A 22,006-nucleotide genomic window follows, 5' to 3' on the forward strand; every position below is an offset into this window, starting at 1 on the left:
CGACCATTACCTGTCGACCAGTTTGGGGTGTGCCTTCAGATAGGCGACGTGGTTGCCCTTGGCGAGTGCCGTCAGGAAGCCCCGGCCCTCGGCTTTGAGCTGCTCACCCAGGTATCCGCTGCCGCTGCCGACGCCGCCGCCGGGAAGCGACACGGTGGTGATGTCCTGAGCGGTGAGGTTCCGGAGGGCGTACGCGTACTCGAACGGCGTACGGCCACCCACGTAGACCAGCGCCTCGCCGAGCGCGTTGATCAGCCCGCCCAGTTTCGCCGGATCCTCCATGCCCTGCGTCATCGCCTTGGTGAGGATCGCCTCGACGAGCTGCCGGTGGTGCCGCTGGCGGTCGTAGTCCCCGTTGGGCAGCCCGTAGCGCTGCCGGGCGTAGTCGAGTGCCTGCCAGCCGACCAGGTGCCGGTTGCCGGGCAGGTAGGTGGCCTGCGGCCCGCTGTAGTCGCTGCCGGATTGCTTCCGCATCGTGCCGTCCGGCCGGCGGTGCCGGGATTTCACCTTCTGGTCGACCACCAGGTCGATGCCGCCGAGTTTGTCGACCAGCTTGTCGAGGCCGCGGAAATTGAGGATCGCGCCGCCCTGGAAGGTCTTGATCCCGGTGTACGCGCTGAGACTCTTGGTGAGCAGTTCGTAACCCTGCTCCACGCTTTTCTTCTTCGAGCCCGGGATGCGCGAACCGCGGCTCATCGCTTCGGTGATCTTGTATTTGCCGCCCCGGAAACCGGATTTCTTGTACGCCGGCATCTGGACCCGGAGATCACGTGGCAGGGAATACAGGTAGGCCGACTGGAGGTCTGCCTCCACGTGCAGCAGCATGATCGTGTCGGCGTGCGGCTCGTAGCCGGGGATGCTCAGCCGGGTGTCGACGCCGATCAGCACCAGGTCGAGCGGCCCCTTGATGTCGGCGCCGGGGGACGGCGACGGCGGCGCCGACGGGGTGCTCACCGTGGGCACGGCGCTCGCGGAGGGGGCGGCGGACGGCGCCGCGGCCGGCTCGGCGGGGCCCCGGCTGACCGCGATGGCGACGCCCACTCCGGCGACCAGCGCGAGTCCGGTGCCGGCCACGATCGACCAGGTGATCTTGCTGTTCCGCATAGCGCGAACAGTAAATGAGATCACGGCGGTGCTCAATGCCACGTGGGTATTGCCAAATTTAAGATCACCGGTAGGCTTGCGCGGCCGATTCGTCGATCGACGAATCGACTCATGGGGAGGCCGTCCGAGTATGAAATCCACTCACCGGCGCGTCGTCGTCGGTCTGGCTGCCGCTGCCCTTCTCGCGGGCGCCAGCTTTGCTCCCACCGCCAACGCCTCGGTCACCGGTTCCAGTCGTGAACTCCCGGTCCGCCTGGTCGTGGGCCTGCGCGCCGGTGTCGACACCGACGTCGACCTGCCCAGCCTGAGCCGCCTCGGCCTGGCTGGCGCCGACGCCAAGGGCTCGATGGCCCGCAGCCTGCTCGGCGAGATCCGGGCCAAGTCCATCGAGGTGCCGAAGGCTCAGGCCGTCGCCGTCACGGCCGCGCTCAAGCTCGACCCCAACGTCTCGTACGTCCAGGTCGACGCGCTGGCCCAGAAGTTGGACGTGACGCCGAACGACCCGTACTTCACCGCCGGCCGGCAGCCCGAGCTGGGGCAGCTGCGGGTGCCCACCGCGTGGGACACCACCACCGGCGAGGAGGTGACGGTCGCGGTCCTGGACACCGGTGTGACCGCCACCGGCGACCTGGCCGGCAAGGTGCTGTCCGGCTACGACTTCTACAACCGGGACAGCAACGCGTCCGACGACGAGGGACACGGCACGATCGTCTCCTCGCTGATCGCCGGCACGCCCAACAACGGGGCGGGCATCGCGGGCGTCTGCGCCAAGTGCAAGATCCTGCCGGTCAAGGTGCTCAGCAGCCAGGGCAGCGGCAGTTACGCGCAGATCGCGCAGGGCATCATCTACGCGGTCAAGCGGGGCGCGAAGATCATCAACATGTCGCTCGGCGGCAGCCAGTCGACGGCCGTCCTCCAGGACGCCGTGGCCTGGGCCAACGGGCAGGGCGTCCTGGTCGTCGCGGCGGCCGGCAACGACGGCCGCAACATCAAGAGCTACCCCGCGGCGTACGCGGACGTGCTCGCGGTCGGCGCCACCGACACCCGGACCGGCGGCACCGCCCGGGCCGAGTTCTCCAGCTACGGCAGCAGCTGGGTGGACGTCTCGGCGCCCGGCATCACCGCGGGCATGCAGCGCAACGGCACGTACTGCTGGGACGACCGCAGCTCGTGCTGGCTGACCATCCGGGACAGCTCCGGCAACCTGATCTACGACGACTACGAGATCCAGGGCACCTCGTTCTCCTCGCCGCTGGTCGCCGGGGTGGCCGCCCTGGTCAAGTCGAAGAACCCGAACTACAGCGGGTGGGGCCTGCAGCGGGCGATCACCAGCTCGGCCCGGCCGAACGGCAGCTGGAACTACTACGGTCTGGTGGACGCGGCCGCCGCGCTGACCAAGGGCACCGACACCAAGCCGCCGACCGGCACCGGCACCAGCCCGGCGCAGAACGCCAAGGTCCACGGCGATGTGGCGATCACCCCGCTCGGCCTGAAGGACGACTGGTCCGGCATCCGGTCCGTCGACCTCTTCGTCGACGGCAAGTTCCACAGCTGGGACTACACCGCCCCGTTCGCCCCGGTACTGAAGACGGCCGGCCGCAACGGCGCGGTCAAGGTGCAGCTGCGGGTGCACGACAAGGCCGGCAACAGCACCTGGCTGCCGGCCCGGACGCTCGTCGCGGACAACGTGCTCCCGGCCGTGTCGGTCACCAAGGCCCCGGCGAACAAGGCCAAGGTCAAGGGCACCGTCAAGGTGTACGTGAAGGCCGCCGACAAGTCCGGGATCAGCAAGGTCCAGCTGCTGGTCAACGGCAAGGTGGTGGCGACCGACACGACGGCCGGCTACGTGCTGTCGTTCAAGGTCGCGAGCCAGAAGAAGACGATGAAGGTCCGGGTCCGGGCGTACGACAAGGCCGGCAACGTGCGGTACACCACGATTCGCACCTACTACCGAGCCTGACGAGGCCGGGGTGCTCAGCCGGTGAGTAAACTCGCCGGGTGAGTACCCCGCGTCCCGTTCTCGTCGTCGACTTCGGCGCCCAGTACGCTCAGTTGATCGCCCGCCGGGTCCGCGAGGCCCGTGTCTACTCCGAGATCGTCCCGCACTCGATGCCGGTGGCCGAGATGCTGGCGAAGAACCCCGCCGCGATCATCCTGTCCGGCGGCCCGTCCAGCGTCTACGAGCCCGGTGCTCCCACGCTCGACGCCGGCCTGTTCGATCATGATGTGCCGGTCTTCGGCATCTGCTACGGCTTCCAGGCGATGGCCCAGGCCCTCGGCGGCACGGTCGCGCACACCGGCTCCCGGGAGTACGGGCGGACCCTCCTGGAGTCGAGCGGCGGCACCCTCCTCCGCGACCTCCCCGCCGACCTGCCGGTCTGGATGAGCCACGGTGACAGCGTCGCGGTCGCCCCGTCCGGCTTCGCGGTCACCGCCTCCACCCCGGGCGCTCCCGTCGCCGCCTTCGAGGACCTGACCTCGAGGCGCGCCGGTGTCCAGTTCCACCCCGAGGTGGCGCACACCGAGCAGGGCCAGGAGATGCTCAAGCGCTTCCTGTACGACATCGCCGGCATTTCGCCTACCTGGACGCCGGACAACATCATCGAGGAGCAGGTCGCCCGGATCCGCTCGATCGTCGGCGACAAGCAGGTCATCTGCGGGCTCTCCGGCGGTGTCGACTCGGCGGTCGCCGCGGCGCTGGTCCAGCGCGCGATCGGGGACCAGCTCACCTGCGTCTTCGTCGACCATGGGCTGCTGCGGGCGGGTGAGGCGGCGCAGGTCGAGAAGGACTACGTCGCAGCGACCAATGTCCGACTTGTCGTGAAGAATGTCGAAGAACAGTTCCTTTCACACCTGAAGGGCGTGGAGGACCCGGAGCAAAAGCGCAAGATCATCGGACGCGAATTCATTCGTACGTTCGAGGCCGCGGCCCGTGAGCTCGACGCCGAGCGGCACATCGAGTTCCTGGTCCAGGGCACGCTCTACCCGGACGTGGTGGAGTCCGGCGGTGGCACCGGCACCGCCAACATCAAGTCGCACCACAACGTCGGCGGACTTCCGGACGACCTCCAGTTCGCGCTGATCGAGCCACTGCGCACCCTGTTCAAGGACGAGGTGCGGGCCATCGGCAAGGAGCTCGGCCTGCCCGACGAGATCGTCCAGCGGCACCCGTTCCCCGGCCCCGGCCTGGCGATCCGGATCATCGGCGCGATCGACCGGGAGCGTCTCGACATCCTGCGGGCGGCCGACCTGATCGCCCGCGAGGAACTGGCCGCCTCCGGGCTGGACCGGGAGGTCTGGCAGTTCCCGGTGGTGCTGCTCGCCGACGTGCGCAGCGTGGGTGTGCAGGGCGACGGGCGGACGTACGGGCACCCCGTGGTGCTGCGGCCGGTCTCCTCGGAGGACGCCATGACCGCCGACTGGTCCCGCCTGCCGTACGACCTGATCGCCAAGATCTCGAACCGGATCACCAACGAGGTTCGCGAGGTCAACCGGGTGGTGCTGGACGTGACGAGCAAGCCCCCGGGCACCATTGAGTGGGAGTGACGGACAGTAGTGGATCAATCGCCCAGGGCGGCGTAAGCCGCCCTGAGCTGCGATTACACACCGCTATCCCACTGTCAGGAAGTTGACAAAAGTTCTTGAGAGGTCACATATTCCGGGCAGAATGCCGCCCGTGACCCCCGCACTGGAACCGCTCCGCAGGATCGCCGCCTACGCCGTCGCCCGCGACGGCGAGGGCCGCGTCCTTCTGGTCCGGGCCTCGTCCAAATCCGGCACCCCCGGAGTGTGGTCGTTGCCCGGCGGCGCCGTCGACCACGGCGAAGATCCCAACCACACCGTCGTCCGCGAGACCGCGGCGGAGACCGGCCTGTCCGTCGCCGTCACCGGGCTCCACGACGTGCTCGCCGACATGCGCTCGATGCCGCACCGAGGCGTCACCATCCACACCGACCGGCTGGTCTACACGGTCTCGGTCCGTGGGGGCAACCTGATCGACCGGGTCGGCCACCCCACCGACCTGGCCCGGTGGCACACCCTGGACGAGGCGGAGAAGCTCAAGCTACGGCCCTTCACCGCGGCCGCCCTCGGGCTCTCCACCGACTCCGGTGACCTGCGGCCCGAGGAGGCGCCGGTCTTCCCGTCCTTCTACGCGTACGAGGGGCCGGACGGGCTGCACCGGGCGCAGCGGTTCGCGGCCTACGCGATCGCCACCGACCCGTACGAGAACCTGCTGCTCACCCGGATCTCCGAGGGCTACCCGGGAGCCGGCTGCTGGCACCTGCCCGGCGGCGGCACCGACTACGGCGAACAGCCCGGCACCGCCCTGATCCGCGAACTCGTCGAGGAGACCGGTCAGGAGGGCCGCCTCGTCTCGCTGCTCGGCGTGGCCAGCCACCGCGACGCCGCCTCCCTCGGCCCGGAGGGCTACCCGATCGACTGGCATGGTGTCCGCGCCTTCTACCGGGTCGTCGTCGACCAGCCGACCGAGGTGACCATCCACGACGTCGGCGGCTCCACCTGCGAGGCGCGCTGGATGCCGCTCAAGGAGGTCGCCGAACTGGCCCACGACCAGCTCACCGAGGTGACCGCCGATGCCTTGCGGGCGGCGCGGCTAATCTAGGCGCGGTGAAGCTCAGGAGAAGGGCCGCGGCGTACGCGGTGTGCCGGAACGCGGACGGGCGGGTGCTGCTCACCCGCGGCTCGGAGGAGTCCGCCTTCCCCGGCGTCTGGTCCCTGCCCGGCGGCGGCATCGACCACGGCGAGCACCCGGACGACACGGTGGTCCGGGAGTTCGGCGAGGAGACCGGCCTGCGGGTGCGGGTCACCGGGCTGCGCGCCGTGCTCGCCGACCTGGCCCGGCTTCCCGACGACTCGGTCGAGCACACCGACCGGATCGTCTACGACGTCGAGGTGACCGGCGGCGACCTGACCCCCGAGGCGGCCGGCACCACCGACGCCGCCGAGTGGCTCACCCCGGCCGAGGTGGCGGCGCGCCCGCTGCTGCCCTTCACGGCCGGCATCCTCGGCGTGAGTTTCGAGGCCGCCGAGGTCGAGGTGCCCGCCGGCGAGCCCGAGCGCACCGGCCGGGTGCAGCGCTTCGGAGCGTACGCCCTGGCCAGCGACCCGGCCGGGCGGATCCTGCTGACCCGGATCGCGGACGGCTACCCCGGCGCCGGGCTGTGGCACCTGGCCGGCGGCGGCACCGACTTCGGCGAGACCCCGGAGCGCGCGGTCGCCCGGGAACTGTACGAGGAGACCTCCCAGCGGGGCCGGATCGCCGGTCTGGTGGACGTCTCGCACCGGTACGATCCGGCCGCGCTCGGCCCCGAGGGGGTGCCGCTCGACTGGCACGTGATCCGTGTCGTCTACCGGGTCACCGTCGACCGGCCGACCGCCGCCGAGGTCACCGAAGCGGCCGGCGGATCCACCGCCGCCGCGGCCTGGTTCAGGCTCGACGAGCTCGACGGACTGCCGCTCACCGAGCTGACCCGGGATGCACTGGGGCGCACGGGCTAAAATCGTCACACGGAAGGTCGATGAGTTGTCCGTCGCTCCACGCGAGGGATCCAACGGGCAGCTCTCGTCGTTGCACTCCAGGATCGTTCGCCCTCTCGCCAATGCCGTCCGGCTGTGCGATGGTGTAACCCGCAATTTCGCCGGGCTCGCGACAACCCGGCGGGACAACCGAACTCCATGGAGGAAGCACGTGCCGAGTACCCCTTGGCGCCGGCGTCGTACGACGGATAGTCCCCGTCCCGCCGGGCGTCGTTGGGCTGGCCGGCTGCGCCGCGGCGGGACTCTCGCGCGGCAAGCCCTGTTGGTTCGGGTGGGCCGCCGTTCCGCCGAGACCGGTCGGGCCGCCACCGCGACCCGGGCCGAGGTGCTGCACATCGGTTCCGATTCGGTGCGGACCATCACCATTCCCGCACCGGGGGTTCCTGTGGAGTTGTCCGTTGCCGGGGCCGACCCGGCACCGGCTTCCATCCCCTTGCTGCCGGGCGAGCGCACCATGTCCCGCCGTGCGAGCTTCGCGCTCGTGAACGCCTGCACCCTGTCCAGCCTCGGCCTCGGCCTGCTGGCGATCTTCCTGGCCATGGACGGCAAGGTGCAGATCGCCGCCGCCTGCCTGGTGGCGTGCGTGGTGTTCGACGGTCTGGACGGCGCTCTCGCCCGCAAGCTCGGCGTCGCCAGCCCGTTCGGCGCGCAGATGGACTCGCTGGCCGACATGTGCTCGTTCGGCCTGGCCGCGCCGGTCGTGGTCTACGCGTCGCTCGCCGACGAGGTGCCGCAGGCCGCCGCCGCGATCGCGACCGCCCTGGTGGCCGGTTGCGCCGCGATCCGGCTGGCCCGGTTCAACGTCTCGCCGAAGGACGGCCGCTTCTTCTGCGGCGTGCCCACCACGATGGCCGCCGCGGTCCTCGCGCTCACCGTGCTGATCGGCCTGCCGCTGCCCGGCATGGTGCAGCTGACCGGCGTGACGCTGCTGGCCTTCGCGATGGTCTCCAGCTTCCCGTACGCGAAGCTCGCCCGCCTGCTGAAGCTGCCGCCGTGGCTGTGGCTGCTCCCGATCGTCGGCGCCCTGCTCCAGCCGCGCATGACGTTCGTCCTGATCGTCGCCACCTACCTGGTCAGTGGCCCGATCCTCTGGATGCGCGCCAAGCGCGTCTGACCGACCGACAGAAAGGGCCGCCTCCCGTCCGGGAGGCGGCCCTTTCTTCGTGTTCGGCTGGTTCTCAGGCGTTGGTGAAGCGGGCGATCACGGTGGCGCCGCCGACGACCCGCTCGCCGACGGAGACCAGGGCCTCCGCGCGGTCGGCGGGAAGGTAGACGTCGGTGCGGGAGCCGAAACGGATGAGGCCGTAGCGCTCACCCTTGGCCAGCAGCGTGCCGACCGGTGCGCGCTGCACGATGCGGCGGGCGATCAGGCCGGTCCGCTGCGCCACCACGACGGTGCCCTGGTCGGTGTCGAGGACCGTGTAGGCGGCCACGTTGTGCTCGGCCGCCGCGGTCGCGGCGTTGGCGTAGCCGCCCTCCTCGACGAAGTAGTCGGCCACCCGGCCGGCCACCGGCGCACGGTTGACGTGCACGTCGAAGACCGACAGGAACACCGCGATCCGGAGGAACTCGCCCGGGCCGAAGCGCTCGTCGCGCAGCCGCTCGACCGAGAGCACCTTGCCGTCCGCGGAGGAGATGATCGCCGACGGGTCGGTCGGGACGTCCCGCTCGGGATCGCGGAAGAAGGCCGCCACCGGGGCCGCGGCGAGCGCCGGCAGCAGCCAGAGCTTCGACTTCGGCCGGGCGCGACGGGCCAGCACGGCCAGGCCGAGCGCGATGCCGGCCGCGGCGACGCCGTTGGAGTCGATGTGCATCGTCCGGGTCAGCGGGACGCTCGACGTCCGGTACGCCGGGGCCAGGCCGGCCGCCGTCGACACCTCGGCCGGGCTGAACCGGAGCTTGTGCACCCGCAGCGGCGGCTGGTTGCGGACCACCAGGTCGGAGCCGACGCCGAAGAGCGCGCCCTGGCGGAAGAGCTCCGCCGCGGCGCCGGCGGTGCGGCCCGGGCCGGCCGGCACGGCGACCGAGAGGACGGCCCCGTCGGACAGGTACTTGCCGAGTTGGTCGATCAGGGCGCGGGTCTCGTCGGCGGTGCCGGTCAGCGGCTCACCGACGATCACCACGTCGGCCGGCTGGGCCTCGGCGAGGGATTCGACGATCTTCACCCGATCGGCGACCCAGCTGCCGAGACCGGAGATGTGGCCGCGGAGCAGATCACTGCTGCTGTCGCGGCCGGGGACCAGGGTGAGGGTGTCGCCGGGCAGCAGCGCCTCGACAGCGGCGGCCACCACGGCCGAGGCGTGGTCGGCGCCGACCAGCAGCGCGGACGTGGCCGCGTTCTGCCGGGCGAACTCGGCGGTCAGGGCGCGGGCGGCCCGGGCACCCACGCCGGGAACGGGAGTGACGGACACGGTCGGAAACGCGGTCATTCAGCGAGCATATTGCCCCGCCCACCGGTCGCTGACCGATGGGCGGGGCGGAGGGCTCAACCGGCCGGGTGCTCGCGCTCGAACTTCCGGGCCGGATCGTCGAGCAGTTCGCGGACGATCGAGGCGTGCATCTCCGGCGGCAGATCGCCGGGAACCTCGACCGTGGCCGGCGCGGCAGTCGCGGCCACCGGCTCGGGCTGCGGCTCGCGGCGGCCGGAGCGGATCGCGCCGAGCAGGCCGACCACCCCGAAGAAGATCAGTCCGCCGGCCACGATCCAGCCCATCGGGGGCAGGTTGACCGTGAGCACCTGGGACACGGCCCACCAGAAGGCGACCGCCAGGAAGATCAGGCCGAAGGTCAGGGACACCCCGTCCATCCGGTGCGGTCTCATGCCGCCACCTCCGCTTCGCTCCGGTGTCGCCATGAGGGATGAGCTGTGCCTGATGATTCGCTCGCAAGCTCGCTCATCGAATGACCTCCAGGTTTCCGGCCTCGACGCGGACGTCGAGTTGCAGGGTGCCACCGCCGGCGCCGTCCGCGCCCAGGTCGTCGGCCTGGCGGGTGCTGCTGTCGTTGTACTCCTCGCCGAACAGGACCACCCGTCCGCCGTCGACGCCCGCGGTCACCGAGGCGTCCACGGTCGGCGGGAGCAGGATCCGGAGCTGGCCGAGCTTCATGCTGGCGGTGACCGCCTGGGTCTGCCCGGTGAAGTCGACCGAGCGCAGGTCCAGGGTCACGTTGCCGACGTCGAACGAGTACTCGTCGGCGACCGCGGCGAGGCTCGTCGGGCGGTAGACGCTGGGCGTCCAGTCACGGCCGAACCGCTCCAGCCCGCTGGACGCGGCGAGCGCGAAGGTGAGCACCAGGGCCAGCGCGATCAGGCCCCGGGCCCGGCCGAACCAGGCGCCGACGATCAGACCGAGCGCGGTGGTCGTCAGGGCCGCCGCGAAGTAGGCGGAGATGGCCACGTCGACGCCGCTCATGTCGATCGCGGCGATCAGGCCGGTCACCATGACGACCGCGAAGAACGTCAGCCGGCCCAGGATCGAGCGTTCCCGCGGCGGCTTCGGCGGCATCGGCGGGCGCGGTGGCATCGGCGGCACCGGCGGGGGAGCGGTGGGCGGGCCGGCGAACGGGCCGTGCGGCGCGAACGGCGGACGGAACCCGGTGGTGGGGCCCGCCTTGCTCACCGGTTCGCCGGCCGGCTCGGCCGCGGGCGGCGCCACGAACGCCATCGTCGGTTCCTCCGTGGCCGGCGGCGGGGCGTCCGGTGGTGGTGGCGCGGCGGCCTGGAACGGAGTCGCACCACCCCTTTTGATCAGCAGGAACGCGCCCAGGACCACGGCCGCCGCGAGCAGGCTGGCCCGTGCGCCGGAGTTGACGATGAAGGCGAAGGTCAGCAGAGCGGCGCCGCCGAGCAGCACCACCGACAGCGGCGCCATCCCGGAACGGCCCTTGCCCAGCAGCGACTCGACCGGGGAGGAGGTGTCACCCTCGGACGGGATGATCAGCCAGCCGATCAGGTAGAGCAGCACACCGGTGCCGCTGAGCACGCCGAGCACGCCGAGCAGCACCCGCCACAGGACCGGGTCGGTGTTGGTGGCCCGGGCCAGAGCGCCGCAGACGCCGGCCACGTAGCGGCCGTTGCGGGGGCGGACGAGCTGCTGGCGGGACCAGGCCGCGGAGGCCGCGGCGACCCACGGCGGCACGTTGGAGCCGGGCGGGAAGCCCTCGGGCTGGTCGGAAGGTGCCTGGTCACCCTTGGGACCGGCACCGGGCGCTTCATCGTTCATGTCTCGATCCTGGTCCGCCGCCCGCCCGAGCCGCCTCCGGAGACGACCCTGAGGCCACCCTGAGATATCCGGCCCGGATGCCGGGGAACTTCCCCGTGGCCCGCGCGTACGTCACGTGTGACGATCGGAGGGTGACTATCCCCGCCCCGCCGCAACCCCGCCGGCTGTACCGGCCGCGTGACCAGCGCATCGTCGCTGGGGTCGCGGCCGGGCTGTCCCGTCATCTCGGCGTGCCGGTGCTGGCCGTCCGGATCGCGCTCGTCGTGCTGCTCGGGTTCAACGCCCTCGGCCTGCTGCTCTACGCCGCCTACTGGGCGGTGCTGCCGCAGGAGGCGCGCGGCGAGGAGAAGCCGGTCCGCCGCGATCTGTCGGCCCTGCTGCCGTTCGCCGCCATCGGTCTCGGCGTGGTCCTGTTGCAGGCCCAGCTCTTCGGCGACTCGGTGAGCACCACGGCCGGCTGGATGATCGCGGTGATCGCGGTCGGCGCCGGGGTGATCTGGCACCAGTCCGACCCGAGCCGCCGCGACGCGTACACCGACAATCCGGCCTCGGCGCCGTGGTTCGCGGCCATCGTCTCGGAGAACGACCGGCGGTCCTTCCTCTTCCGCTTCATCGGCGGCGGGATCCTGGTCGCGGTCGGCATCATCGGCGTGGTGGCGGTGTACGCCCCGTCCGGCTCCCTGTCCGCGGTGTTCAACGGCGTGATCTTCGCCTTCGTCGGCCTGCTCGGCGTCGGTGTGGTGGTGGCGCCCCTGGTCTGGCGCACCTTCGGGCAGTTGCGCGCCGAGCGGGAGGGCCGGATCCGGGAGCAGGAGCGGGCCGAGCTGGCCGCGATGATCCACGACCAGGTGCTGCACACGCTGGCCCTGATCCAGCGCAACTCCACCGACATCAAGGAGGTGCAGCGCCTCGCCCGAGGGCAGGAGCGCAGCCTCCGCAACTGGCTCTACCGGCCCACCGCGTCGCCGACCGAGCGGTTCGCCGCCGCGCTGGAGCAGGCCGCGGCCGAGGTCGAGGACACCTACGCGATCACCGTGGAGACCGTCGTGGTGGGCGACACCCAGTGCGACGAACGGGTGGCGGCGCTTGTCGCGGCGGCCCGGGAGGCGCTGGTGAACGCGGCCCGGCATGCCGGGGTGCAGACGGTTTCGCTCTATGCCGAGGTGGAGGAGGATGAGCTGAGCGTCTTCGTCCGCGATCGGGGCGCCGGTTTCGACATGGGTGGTGTGGCGAAGACCCGGCACGGCGTCCGTGGTTCGATCATCGGGCGGATGCGGCGGCATGGTGGCCGGGCGGAGATCCGCAGCGAACCCGGAGACGGTACTGAGGTGCGGCTCATGCTTCCCATCACGAGGGAGAGCGTGACCGCCGGTAAGGAGTCAGTGCGATGACCGAGCCCGTGATCGAGCCGGAGGCCCGTCGGCTCAATGTCTTCCTGGTCGACGACCATGCGATGTTCCGCGCCGGGGTGCGGGCCGAGCTGGGCGTGCACGTCGACGTGGTGGGCGAGGCCAGCACGGTGAGCGAGGCGGTCAGCCGGATCTCCGCGGTGCAGCCGGACGTGGTGCTGCTGGACGTGCACATGCCGGACGGCGGCGGCCGGGCGGTTCTGGAGGCGGTCCGGCGGGCCCATCCGCAGGTCCGGTTCCTGGCGCTGTCGGTGTCGGATGCCGCGGAGGACGTGATCGGCCTGATCCGGGCCGGCGCCCGGGGCTATGTGACCAAGACGATCTCGCCGGACGAGCTGGCCGCCGCGGTGCGCCGGGTGGCCGACGGCGACGCGGTCTTCAGCCCGCGGCTGGCCGGCTTCGTGCTGGACGCCTTCGCCTCCCGTCCGGACGTGCCGGTCGCCGACCCGGAGCTGGACCAGTTGACCAACCGCGAGCGGGAGGTGCTGCGGCTGCTCGCCCGGGGGTACGCGTACAAGGAGATCGCCAAGGAGCTGTACATCTCGATCAAGACGGTCGAGACCCACGTCTCCAACGTGTTGCGCAAATTGCAGATGAGCAACCGTTACGAATTGTCACGATGGGCGGCCGATCGGCGCCTCGTCTGATCCCCTCCGGGGCAGCCAGACAAGGAAGCTTCCTGTAAGCTGCGCTGCACGCCGGACCGAGATCCGGTACGTATGCCCAGCTCAGGCTGGCCGAATAGGCATAAACCGTCACTGATGAGCCTATTTGCGGACGTAGACGGCGAATATCGGCTTGATAACGGCCCTCCGGGTTTTCGTGTCTCTGTGTCACAGTGGCTCCTACTCACACAACCCCCCGTGAGCGCCCCTGAAGGAGACACTCCCATGCCTGGGAAACGCCCGTGGAAGATGGTGGCCGGTGCGGCCGCCATCTCCCTGTTGGTCGCCGGATGTGGAGGTGGCGACTCGGACGACGCGAGCGCCAACTCGAACACCATCGTGATCGGCATCTCCGAGCCCGAGCACCTGCTTCCGACGAACGCCACCGACGACAGTGGCTCACAGGTGCTGTCCTCGCTGTTCTACCCGCTGGTCGACTTCAACAGCCAGCAGGAGCCGGTCGAGGTCGCCGCGGAGAGCATCACGCCGGACAAGGCCAACCGGGTGTGGACCATCAAGCTCAAGCCGGGCTTCACGTTCCACAACGGCGAGCCGGTCACCGCGCAGAACTACATCGACGCGTGGAACTACGGCGCCTACGGGCCGAACGCCCAGACCGGCGGCTACTTCTTCGAGCGCATCGACGGCTATGCCGAGTTGAACCCGCTGGACCCGGACAAGGACGGTCCGCAGAAGGCCCCCACGCCGAAGACCAACAAGCTCTCCGGCCTGGAGAAGGTCAACGACCTGACCTTCACCGTCAAGCTGTCCGCGCCGTTCTCCAGCTTCGAGTCGGTGCTCGGCTACTCGGTCTTCAACCCGCTGCCCAAGGCCGCCTTCTCCGCGGAGGGTGTGATCGCCGACGGCTTCGAGGACCAGATCATCGGTAACGGGCCCTTCAAGCTCAAGGGCAAGTGGGAGCACGACAACGAGATCGTCGTGGAGAAGGTCAGCGACTTCAAGGGCCAGGTCCCGAAGATCGACGGCGTCACCTGGAAGATCTACCAGGACGACCAGACCCAGTACGCGGACCTGGTCTCCGGCAACGTCGACGTGCAGATGAACATCCCGATCGAGGCGCTCTCCAAGGCGTCCGCCGACCTGGGCACCCGCTTCCAGATGAGCGAGAACTCCGGGTTCGACTTCATCGGCTTCCCGACGTACGAGCCGGAGTTCTCCAAGCCCGAGGTCCGCAAGGCGATCTCGATGGCGATCAACCGGGAGGAGATCTCCGACCAGATCTTCCTCGGCTCCCGCATCCCGGCGAAGTCCTTCGTCTCCCCGGTGGTCCGCGGTTACCGCGAGGGCATCTGCGGCGAGGCCTGCGAGTACAGCCCGGCGAAGGCCCGGAAGCTGTACGAGGAGAATGGCGGCCCCGAGGAAATCAAGATCACCTACAACGTCGACGGTGGTCACAAGGCCTGGGTGGATGCCACCTGCAACCAGATCAAGGCCTCGCTGGGTGTGAACTGCACCGGTTCGCCGGAGCCCAAGTTCTCGGTCCTCCAGCAGAAGGCGCGGGCCCACGAGCGGATCGGCCTGATCCGTCTCGGCTGGATCATGGACTACCCGCTGATGGAGAACTACCTCGGCCCGCTCTACAGCACCAACGGCTCGTCGAACCACTACGGCTGGTCGAACAGCCAGTTCGACCAGCTGCTGAAGCAGGGTGCGCAGGCGGCGACGCCGCAGGCCGCGATCAAGAAGTGGCAGCAGGCGGAGGACATCCTCGTCCAGGAGATGCCGGTCATCCCGCTGCGCTTCTCGCAGAACGTCTACGGCTATTCGGAGAAGGTTCAGAACGTCGAGATGAACCTCTTCAAGCGGGTCGACCTCTACGAGATCGAAACGATCGCCTGATCTGACCACACGGCTCTGGTGGCGTCACGGAAGACATGCGACCGTGACGCCACCGCTGTGTTGCCCCACTTCATCGTCGTCGCCGTGCTCACGAGGCCGGCGCTGTGCCGCGGAAGAGGCCAAGAACCGTAATGTTCCGCTACATCGTGCGGCGCTTACTACAGATGATCCTGACGTTCTTCGGGGCCACCTTCGTAGTCTTCGCGCTGATGTTCGCCAACCAGGACGACCCCATCCAGGCGCTGGCGGGCGAGAAACCGGTGAGCGACAGCCTGCGCGCTGCGCTCACCGAGCGGTACCACCTGGACGAAGGTTTCCTGACCCAGTACTGGTACTACATGAAAGGCCTGCTCACCGGCGATCTCGGTAAGTCGCTGACCGGTCGCGACATCTCCGAGATGCTGGTCGACGCGTGGCCGGTCACCATCCGGCTGGCGATCCTGGCCATCCTCATCGCCGCCGCGATCGCCGTCACCACCGGTGTCTACGCCGGCATCCGGCGGGGCGGCCTCTTCGACAACGGCACCCTGCTGATGACCCTGCTCCTGCTGGCCATGCCGATCGTGGTGCTCGCGCCGCTGGCCCAGCTGGTGTTCGCGATGGAGTTGCGGTGGTTCCCGGCCACCACGACCAAGGACGCGACACTGTACGAGCTCCTGCTGCCCGCCATCGTGCTGGCCACCACGGTCATCGCCACCCAGCTGCGGGTCACCCGGACATCGGTGGTGGAGAACCTGCGGGCCGACTACGTGCGCACCGCCCGGGCCAAGGGCCTGGCCCCGCGCCGGGTCACCTGGGTGCACGTGCTGCGCAACTCGCTGATCCCGGTGATCACCCTGATCGGTGTCGACCTCGGCGTGCTGATGTCCGGCGCGATCGTCACCGAGGAGGTCTTCAACATCCCGGGTGTCGGGTTCAACCTGGCCCGGGGCATCCGTACCGAGGACGGCCCCCTCGTGGTCGGCTTCGTCAGCGTACTGGTGATCATCTTCTTGATCGTGAACCTCGCCGTCGACCTGCTCTACGCCGCCCTCGACCCGAGGATCCGTTATGAGTGACCCCAACCTGATCACCGTGGCCGAGGCGCCGGACGTCTCCGGAAGGTCACGGAGCCTGGCCGGCGACGCCTGGGCGGACCTGCGGCGCAACAAGATCTTCTGGATCTCCGCGGTGCTGGTCGTGGTGATCCTGCTGATGGCGTTCCTGCCGTCCCTGTTCACCTCGGCCGACCCCGGCGCCTGCGCGCTGTCGAACAAGCACAAGGGACCGACCGGCAGCGCCATCTTCGGGTACGACTTCCAGGGCTGCGACGTCTTCGCCCGGACCATCTACGGCACCCGCGCCTCGATCGAGGTCGGCGTCCTCTCCACCCTGATGGCCGGCGTGCTCGGCCTGATCTTCGGGCTGTCCGCCGGCTACTTCGGAGGAACCACCGACGCGGTGCTGTCCCGGCTCACCGACATCATGCTGGGCGTGCCGTTCCTGCTCGGCGCGGTGGTCTTCTCCGGCCGGCTGTCCGGCAGCGAGGACGACGGCGTCTGGGCCGTGACACTCACCCTGGGCGTGCTCACCTGGACGGCGGCGGCCCGGGTCATGCGGTCCTCGGTGATCGCTGTGAAGAGCCAGGACTACGTGGCGGCCGGCCGGATGCTCGGCGCGAGCCCGGGCCGGCTGATGTTCCGGCACATCCTGCCCAACTCGATGGCGTCGTTCATCGTGGTGCTGACCATCCTGCTGGGCACCAACATCGCGGCCGAGGCGACGCTCTCCTACCTGGGTGTGGGCCTCAAGGGCGACGCCGTCAGCTGGGGCCTGCAGATCGCCGAGGCGCAGGACTACGCCCGTATCGCGGCCCACCCGCTGATCTGGCCGTCGGTCTTCCTCGCCGCCACCGTGCTGGCCTTCATCATGCTGGGCGACGCCATCCGCGACGCCTTCGACCCGAAGTTGCGGTGACAGTCATGAGCGAGCTTGCGAGCGAATCATTCAGCTCAGTTATCAAGTCATGCCGGCGCCGGAGCGAAGCGGAGGTGACGGCATGACCGACATCAAGGCGACCATGGACGCCCTGCCCGGAGTCGATCACCGGGCGCCCCTGCTCCAGATCGACGACCTGCACGTCGAGTTCCGGACCCGGGACGGCGTGGCCAAGGCGGTGAACGGGGCGAGTTTCTGGCTGTCTCCCGGCGAGACCCTGGCGATCCTGGGCGAGTCCGGCTGCGGCAAGTCGGTGACCGCTCAGGCGATCATGGGCATCCTGGAGAGCCCGCCCGGGCACATCACCGCCGGCGAGATCCGCTACCGCGGCGTCGACCTGCTGAAACTGCCCGAGGTGCAGCGTCGCAAGGTCCGCGCCAACCGGATCGCGATGATCTTCCAGGACGCGCTGTCCGCGCTGAACCCGGTCTACACGGTCGGCTTCCAGTTGGCTGAGCTGTTCCGGGTGCACCGGGGCATGTCCCGGTCGGACGCCAAGAACCGGGCCGTCGACCTGCTCGACCAGGTCAAGATCCCGGGCGCGCGGAGCCGGGTGAACGACTACCCGCACCAGTTCTCCGGCGGTATGCGGCAGCGCGTCATGATCGCCATGGCGCTGGCGCTCGACCCGGAGGTGCTGATCGCCGACGAGCCCACCACGGCGCTCGACGTGACGGTCCAGGCACAGATCATGGGCCTGCTCGCGGAGCTCCAGCGGCAGCGCAACATGGGCCTCATCCTGATCACGCACGACATGGGCGTGGTGGCCGACGTCGCCGACCGGATTTCCGTGATGTACGCGGGCCGGGTCGTCGAGGAGGCGCCGGTCCACGACATCTACGCCCGTCCCGGCCACCCGTACACCCGGGCGCTGCTCGAGTCGATCCCGCGGTTGGACCTGAAGGGGCATCAGCTCAACGTGATCCGCGGCCTGCCGCCGGCGCTCACCGACATCCCGCGCGGCTGCGCCTTCAACCCCCGATGCCGGTACGCCAAGGACCCCTGCCGTCAGGATCCGGCGCCCCCGGCGTACGCCATCGCGCCGCACCGTACCGCGCGCTGCCACTTCTTCCGGGAGGTCCTCGGTGAGTGACGTCGTCCTCGAGACCAAGGGACTGGTCAAGCACTTCCCGATCAGCCAGGGCATCGTGTTCCAGAGCAAGGTGGGCGCGGTCCGCGCGGTCGACGGCGTCGACCTGCAACTGCGCCGGGGCGAGACGCTCGGTGTGGTGGGCGAGTCCGGCTGCGGCAAGTCCACTCTGGCCAAACTGCTGGTCGGACTGGAGAAGCCGACCTCGGGCTCGATCATGGTGCGCGGTCAGGACATGACCCGGCTCTCCGGTTCGACCCTGCGCCGGGCCCGCCGCAACATCCAGATGGTGTTGCAGGACCCGTACACCTCGCTCAATCCGCGGATGACGGTCGGCGACATCATCGGCGAGCCGTTCGAGATCCACCCCGAGGTGGTGCCGAAGGGCAAGCGGCAGCGGGCCGTGCAGGACCTGCTCGACACGGTCGGTCTCAACCCCGACCACGTCAACCGGTACCCGCACCAGTTCTCCGGTGGCCAGCGGCAGCGGATCGGCATCGCCCGGGCGCTCGCCCTGAAACCGGAGATCATCGTCTGCGACGAGCCGGTGTCGGCGCTCGACGTGTCCATCCAGGCCCAGGTGATCAACCTGCTGGACCGGCTCCAGGACGACTTCGGGTTGTCGTACATCTTCATCGCCCACGACCTGTCGGTGGTTCGGCACATCTCCGACCGGGTCGCCGTCATGTACCTCGGCAAGATCGTCGAGCAGGGGCATGACGTGGCGATCTACGACCAGCCGACTCACCCGTACACCCAGGCTCTGCTCTCGGCCGTGCCGGTCCCGGACCCGCGCCTGCGCGGAAGGCGCGACCAGATCGTGCTGGAGGGTGACGTGCCGTCGCCGGCCGATCCGCCGTCCGGCTGCCGTTTCCGGACCCGCTGCTGGAAGGCGCGGGACGTCTGCGGCGAGCAGGAGCCGTTGTTGCAGATCCGGGAGCGGTCACCGCACCCCAGCGCGTGCCATTTCGCGGAGATCCGGTACGCGGCGAGTCGCTGAGTCGTACGGCAGCGGGCCGGGAGATCACTGATCTCCCGGCCCGCTGCCGTTTGCTCTAGATCATTTGGACATATGTGTCCACCAAAAATCACACTTCCGTGACTAAAAGTACCAGTTTATCTCCCATGACTTTTATGTCCGATATGGGAGAGTTTGGGCACAACGAACCGAACTCATCGGAAGTGAGGAAAACGGTATGAACAAGGTGCTCCGGACTCTGACGATGGCCGGTCTCGGCCTGGTGGCCGGGCTCGCTGCCAGCGCGCCGGCGCTGGCGGTCGACGGTGGCGACAAGGCGCCGGCCAAGCCCTCGACCAGCAAGGTCCAGAAGCACTACCCGTACTTCGGCGACGAGGTGGTCGGCTACTTCCGCACGCTGCGTGGCTGCGAGCGGGCCGGCTGGATCGGCGAGGTCCGCGGCTACTGGGACGACTACGACTGTGACCTGGTGCGCGTCGGCTACCGCTTCGGCGGCGCCTGGGCGCTCGAGGTCGACCGTAACGACTGGAACTGGGGCCGGCCCGGTTTCCGCGACTACTACCGCGGCTACCAGAGCCGTTACGGCGCCGACGGTTTCCTCGGTTACGGTCCGCGCTTCGGCGGCTGGGTCAACGGCCCGATCGGGAACAGCCCGTTCGGTGTCGGCGGGGTTTACTGACCGCGGGTAGTCCACAGATTCCAACCGCAGCCGGACCGATCTCGGTCCGGCTGCGGTATTTTCCGGGTCAGAGGGGCCCGCGGCCGGAGCGCAGCAGCAGCAGCGCGACCTGCGTGCCGTCCGGGCCCAGCGCGTTGCGGAAGTGCTCGATGATCTCCCGCTCCCGGGCCAGCACCAGGCGGGTGCCGCCGCTGGCCATCCGGGTCTTGCCGACCTCCTGGGAGAGGCCGGCACGCTCCAGCCAGAGATCGATGATCGTCTGATCGATCTCGTTGATGCGTTCGCGCATGGCGCGGATCTTCGCGGCGGCCGCCTCTTCGCCCGCGCCGGTCGTCTGGTCCATCACGTCGGCGGTCATGTGCTGCTCCTCGGGTGCTGGGGTCCCGGTGGGCCCGGCCCGGACAGCATCAAGCCCCGGGCTGGGAAACCCGGGGCTTGATGTAGGTCTGGGGTTCAGGAGCGACCTACGGCTGCCGGGCCTCCGGTGCCGTAGTAAAAAAATCGCGCCTGCTGGATCACGACCCGAGTATGCCCCCGCCCCGGACGGTCCCGCAAGGAAACCGCCCGAGTGTTGGGACGAAAGTTTGCGCAGATCAGGGGGCCGTCGATATGCGGTTGGCGGGACCCGGCGCGATCGGGCCGGTGGCGAGATGGGCCACCAGCGCGTCCACGTCGAAGCCCGGCGCGGTGATCCGTCCGGTGCCCAGGGTCAGGTTGCTGAACCCGTCCCCGCCGTTGGCCAGGAAGTCGTTCGTGGTGACCAGGTAGTTCGCGGCCGGATCGATCGGCGTCCCGTTCAGCGTCAGGGCGCTCACCTTCGAGCCGGGGGCGGCCGACGCGCTCCAGGTGTACGTGAGCCCGTCCGACACCTGCAGGATCCGCTGCGTGGTCTGCCCGCCGAAGCCGACGAACTGCTGCTCCAGCACGTTCTTCAGCTGCGCCCCGGTGAGGGTCTGGGTGACCACCAGGTTGTTGAACGGCTGGACGGTGAACGCCTCGCCGTACGTGACCTGGCCGTACGTCTCCCCGCCGCTGGACTGGTCGGCGTCCAGGTCGGCCCGGACACCACCCGGGTTCATCAGGGCGATCTGCGCTCCCACCGACCGGGTGTACGCCAGCTGCGCGTCCGCGATCACGTCACCGAGCGGGCTCTCCCCGGCCGGGCCGGCGGTCCGGACGATGTCCGCGCTGATGCTGCCGACCAGCCGGTTAGCGATCGGCGCGACCGCGGTGCGGTACTTGTCGGCCACCTTCTTGGCGGCCGCGTCCACGGTGTCCGGGTTCTTCGCGTAGGCCCCGGCGGCGTCGCGCACCCAGCCGCCCTTGCCGTCCGGCACCCCGTTCTCCACGATCACGTTCTTCGCGGTGATCTCGCTGAACCGCCCGGTCCGCCGGTCCAGGGTGTAGTCGATGTCGGTGATCAGCTGCCCGTTGCTGCCGGCGCTGGTGACGACCGTGTCGGCGCCCTTGCTGTTCGGCAGCTTGCAGGAGTAGAAGCGGTGCGTGTGACCGGAGATCACGACACTGATCTCCGGGTTCAGCCCGGCCACGATCGGCACCAGCGGCCCGCTGAAACCGTTGCAGTCGGAGACCCCGGGCGTCGGCGTGGCCGTGGCCTGCGAGCCGCCCTCGTGCAGCAGCAGCACCTGAGCCTTCACCCCGAAGAGCTTCAGTACGTTGCTCCACTTGTTGGCGGTCTCGATCTCGTCGGTGAACCGCACACCCGTGATGCCGGCCGGGTTCACGATGCCCGGCGTGCCCTCCAGGGTCATGCCGATGAAACCGACCGGTACGCCGTCCACGTGCCGGATCTCGATGGGCGGAAGGATCGGCAGCCCGGTCTTCTTGTCGACGGTGTTGGCGGCCAGATAGGTGAACCGCGCGCCGCGGTACGGATCGGAGTCCTGGCAGCCGTCCACCGGGTGGCAGCCGCCCCGCTGGATGCGGATGAGCTCGGCCACGCCCTCGTCGAACTCGTGGTTGCCGACCGAGCTGACCTGCAACCCGACCTCGTTCATCAGCTCGATCGTCGGCTCGTCGTGGAACGCCGCGCTGACCAGCGGGGTCCCCCCGATCAGGTCGCCGGCCCCGGCGGTGATCGTCGGCCGGCCCTCCGCCTTCGCCTCGGCGCGCAACCGCTTCAGGAAGGTGGCGAGGTACTCGACGCCGCCGGCCGGGGTGCTGGTGCCACTGGCGTTGACCACCGCGCCACTGCCGGTGGGCGGGTCGATGGCGCCGTGGAAGTCGTTGTAGCTGAGGAACTGCCCCTTGACCGTGGGGCCCTTGGGCGGACCGTACGCCGCGGACACCGGCGTGAACTCGGCCGGCGGCGCGGCCGCCGCGGTTCCGGCGCCCGGGATCGCCACCAGCGCGCCGGCCACGGCCAGGGCGGCCACCGGAACGGCGAGGTGTCGCCGCTGTGGAAGAGGCATGGGAACGGTCCCCCGATCGGTGAGAATTC

The 22,006-nt window shown here is 69.6% G+C and carries 19 protein-coding genes; 13 read left to right on the forward strand and 6 right to left on the reverse strand.

Annotated elements, in window-relative coordinates:
• Positions 1-6 precede the first annotated feature (6 nt).
• A complete protein-coding gene (locus BJ964_RS13690) occupies positions 7-1,104 on the reverse strand; it encodes an LCP family protein (RefSeq protein ID WP_188121016.1) in 1,098 nt (365 codons plus the stop codon).
• Between the two features lie 130 nt (positions 1,105-1,234).
• Here BJ964_RS13690 and BJ964_RS13695 point away from each other — a divergent pair, with 130 nt between their 5' ends.
• The 5 genes from BJ964_RS13695 to BJ964_RS13715 all read left to right on the forward strand — a co-directional run bounded on the left by BJ964_RS13695 (position 1,235) and on the right by BJ964_RS13715 (position 7,777).
• Positions 1,235-3,064, forward strand: coding sequence for a S8 family serine peptidase (locus BJ964_RS13695; RefSeq protein WP_188121017.1), 1,830 nt, complete (start codon positions 1,235-1,237; stop codon positions 3,062-3,064).
• A gap of 38 nt (positions 3,065-3,102) precedes the next feature.
• Positions 3,103-4,650 (forward strand): glutamine-hydrolyzing GMP synthase, encoded by a 1,548-nt coding sequence (guaA, locus tag BJ964_RS13700; protein WP_188121018.1) that lies wholly within the window; start codon positions 3,103-3,105, stop codon positions 4,648-4,650.
• A 130-nt stretch (positions 4,651-4,780) separates the two neighbouring features.
• Positions 4,781-5,728, forward strand: coding sequence for an NUDIX hydrolase (locus BJ964_RS13705; RefSeq protein WP_188121019.1), 948 nt, complete (start codon positions 4,781-4,783; stop codon positions 5,726-5,728).
• A gap of 5 nt (positions 5,729-5,733) precedes the next feature.
• On the forward strand, positions 5,734-6,624 hold the full coding sequence (locus BJ964_RS13710; RefSeq protein ID WP_188121020.1) for an NUDIX hydrolase: 891 nt from the start codon (positions 5,734-5,736) through the stop codon (positions 6,622-6,624).
• 190 nt (positions 6,625-6,814) lie between these two features.
• Entirely contained in the window at positions 6,815-7,777 is a 963-nt protein-coding gene (locus BJ964_RS13715) for a CDP-alcohol phosphatidyltransferase family protein (protein ID WP_407650805.1), read from the forward strand.
• A 64-nt stretch (positions 7,778-7,841) separates the two neighbouring features.
• On the opposite strand, the gene BJ964_RS13720 is transcribed toward BJ964_RS13715, so the two are convergent.
• From BJ964_RS13720 to BJ964_RS13730, 3 genes are all read right to left on the reverse strand, one after another.
• Positions 7,842-9,092 (reverse strand): phosphatidylserine decarboxylase, encoded by a 1,251-nt coding sequence (locus tag BJ964_RS13720; RefSeq protein ID WP_188121021.1) that lies wholly within the window; start codon positions 9,090-9,092, stop codon positions 7,842-7,844.
• Between the two features lie 56 nt (positions 9,093-9,148).
• Positions 9,149-9,484, reverse strand: a complete 336-nt coding sequence (locus tag BJ964_RS13725) for a hypothetical protein (RefSeq protein ID WP_188121022.1) — start codon at positions 9,482-9,484, stop codon at positions 9,149-9,151.
• Between the two features lie 73 nt (positions 9,485-9,557).
• A complete protein-coding gene (locus BJ964_RS13730) occupies positions 9,558-10,886 on the reverse strand; it encodes a PspC domain-containing protein (RefSeq protein ID WP_188121023.1) in 1,329 nt (442 codons plus the stop codon).
• Between the two features lie 77 nt (positions 10,887-10,963).
• Between BJ964_RS13730 and BJ964_RS13735 the strand changes: the two genes are divergently transcribed.
• The 8 genes from BJ964_RS13735 (at position 10,964) to BJ964_RS13770 (ending at position 19,545) form a co-directional block, all read left to right on the forward strand.
• Positions 10,964-12,277 (forward strand): PspC domain-containing protein, encoded by a 1,314-nt coding sequence (locus BJ964_RS13735; protein ID WP_188121024.1) that lies wholly within the window; start codon positions 10,964-10,966, stop codon positions 12,275-12,277.
• Complete coding sequence (locus BJ964_RS13740) at positions 12,274-12,942, forward strand: response regulator (protein WP_188121025.1); 669 nt, start codon at positions 12,274-12,276, stop codon at positions 12,940-12,942. The genes BJ964_RS13735 and BJ964_RS13740 overlap by 4 nt, the downstream gene beginning before the upstream one ends.
• A gap of 243 nt (positions 12,943-13,185) precedes the next feature.
• On the forward strand, positions 13,186-14,820 hold the full coding sequence (locus BJ964_RS13745) for a peptide ABC transporter substrate-binding protein (protein ID WP_188121026.1): 1,635 nt from the start codon (positions 13,186-13,188) through the stop codon (positions 14,818-14,820).
• Positions 14,821-14,951: 131 nt separating this feature from the next.
• Positions 14,952-15,878 carry an ABC transporter permease gene (locus BJ964_RS13750; RefSeq protein ID WP_188121027.1) on the forward strand — a complete coding sequence of 309 codons (927 nt, stop codon included), beginning with the start codon at positions 14,952-14,954 and terminating at the stop codon, positions 15,876-15,878.
• On the forward strand, positions 15,871-16,776 hold the full coding sequence (locus tag BJ964_RS13755) for an ABC transporter permease (protein WP_188121028.1): 906 nt from the start codon (positions 15,871-15,873) through the stop codon (positions 16,774-16,776). Before BJ964_RS13750 ends, BJ964_RS13755 begins: the two co-directional genes overlap by 8 nt.
• Before the next feature lie 82 nt (positions 16,777-16,858).
• Complete coding sequence (locus tag BJ964_RS13760) at positions 16,859-17,890, forward strand: ABC transporter ATP-binding protein (protein ID WP_188121029.1); 1,032 nt, start codon at positions 16,859-16,861, stop codon at positions 17,888-17,890.
• Positions 17,883-18,887, forward strand: a complete 1,005-nt coding sequence (locus tag BJ964_RS13765) for an ABC transporter ATP-binding protein (RefSeq protein WP_188121030.1) — start codon at positions 17,883-17,885, stop codon at positions 18,885-18,887. The genes BJ964_RS13760 and BJ964_RS13765 overlap by 8 nt, the downstream gene beginning before the upstream one ends.
• A gap of 196 nt (positions 18,888-19,083) precedes the next feature.
• Positions 19,084-19,545: a hypothetical protein gene (locus BJ964_RS13770; RefSeq protein WP_188121031.1), complete on the forward strand. Its 462-nt coding sequence runs from the start codon at positions 19,084-19,086 to the stop codon at positions 19,543-19,545.
• Between the two features lie 67 nt (positions 19,546-19,612).
• Here BJ964_RS13770 and BJ964_RS13775 read toward each other — a convergent pair whose 3' ends face one another.
• Both BJ964_RS13775 and BJ964_RS13780 read right to left on the reverse strand, forming a co-directional pair.
• Positions 19,613-19,903 carry a chorismate mutase gene (locus BJ964_RS13775; protein ID WP_188121032.1) on the reverse strand — a complete coding sequence of 97 codons (291 nt, stop codon included), beginning with the start codon at positions 19,901-19,903 and terminating at the stop codon, positions 19,613-19,615.
• Positions 19,904-20,138: 235 nt separating this feature from the next.
• Complete coding sequence (locus BJ964_RS13780; protein WP_188121033.1) at positions 20,139-21,977, reverse strand: bifunctional metallophosphatase/5'-nucleotidase; 1,839 nt, start codon at positions 21,975-21,977, stop codon at positions 20,139-20,141.
• Between the last annotated feature and the right edge of the window lie 29 nt (positions 21,978-22,006).

Origin of the sequence: Actinoplanes lobatus (assembly GCF_014205215.1) — a bacterium.
GTDB classification, from domain to species: Bacteria; Actinomycetota; Actinomycetes; order Mycobacteriales; family Micromonosporaceae; genus Actinoplanes; species Actinoplanes lobatus.

Excerpts from the sequence above, each read along its gene's own strand:
- BJ964_RS13695 (WP_188121017.1), top strand. The coding sequence starts at position 1,235 with ATGAAATCCACTCACCGGCGCGTCGTCGTCGGTCTGGCTGCCGCTGCC.
- BJ964_RS13755 (WP_188121028.1), top strand. The coding sequence starts at position 15,871 with ATGAGTGACCCCAACCTGATCACCGTGGCCGAGGCGCCGGACGTCTCC.
- BJ964_RS13750 (WP_188121027.1), top strand. The coding sequence starts at position 14,952 with ATGTTCCGCTACATCGTGCGGCGCTTACTACAGATGATCCTGACGTTC.
- BJ964_RS13780 (WP_188121033.1), bottom strand. The coding sequence starts at position 21,977 with ATGCCTCTTCCACAGCGGCGACACCTCGCCGTTCCGGTGGCCGCCCTG.
- BJ964_RS13720 (WP_188121021.1), bottom strand. The coding sequence starts at position 9,092 with ATGACCGCGTTTCCGACCGTGTCCGTCACTCCCGTTCCCGGCGTGGGT.
- BJ964_RS13730 (WP_188121023.1), bottom strand. The coding sequence starts at position 10,886 with ATGAACGATGAAGCGCCCGGTGCCGGTCCCAAGGGTGACCAGGCACCT.
- BJ964_RS13725 (WP_188121022.1), bottom strand. The coding sequence starts at position 9,484 with ATGAGACCGCACCGGATGGACGGGGTGTCCCTGACCTTCGGCCTGATC.
- BJ964_RS13760 (WP_188121029.1), top strand. The coding sequence starts at position 16,859 with ATGACCGACATCAAGGCGACCATGGACGCCCTGCCCGGAGTCGATCAC.
- BJ964_RS13740 (WP_188121025.1), top strand. The coding sequence starts at position 12,274 with ATGACCGAGCCCGTGATCGAGCCGGAGGCCCGTCGGCTCAATGTCTTC.
- BJ964_RS13690 (WP_188121016.1), bottom strand. The coding sequence starts at position 1,104 with ATGCGGAACAGCAAGATCACCTGGTCGATCGTGGCCGGCACCGGACTC.
- BJ964_RS13770 (WP_188121031.1), top strand. The coding sequence starts at position 19,084 with ATGAACAAGGTGCTCCGGACTCTGACGATGGCCGGTCTCGGCCTGGTG.
- BJ964_RS13775 (WP_188121032.1), bottom strand. The coding sequence starts at position 19,903 with ATGACCGCCGACGTGATGGACCAGACGACCGGCGCGGGCGAAGAGGCG.
- BJ964_RS13735 (WP_188121024.1), top strand. The coding sequence starts at position 10,964 with ATGCCGGGGAACTTCCCCGTGGCCCGCGCGTACGTCACGTGTGACGAT.
- BJ964_RS13745 (WP_188121026.1), top strand. The coding sequence starts at position 13,186 with ATGCCTGGGAAACGCCCGTGGAAGATGGTGGCCGGTGCGGCCGCCATC.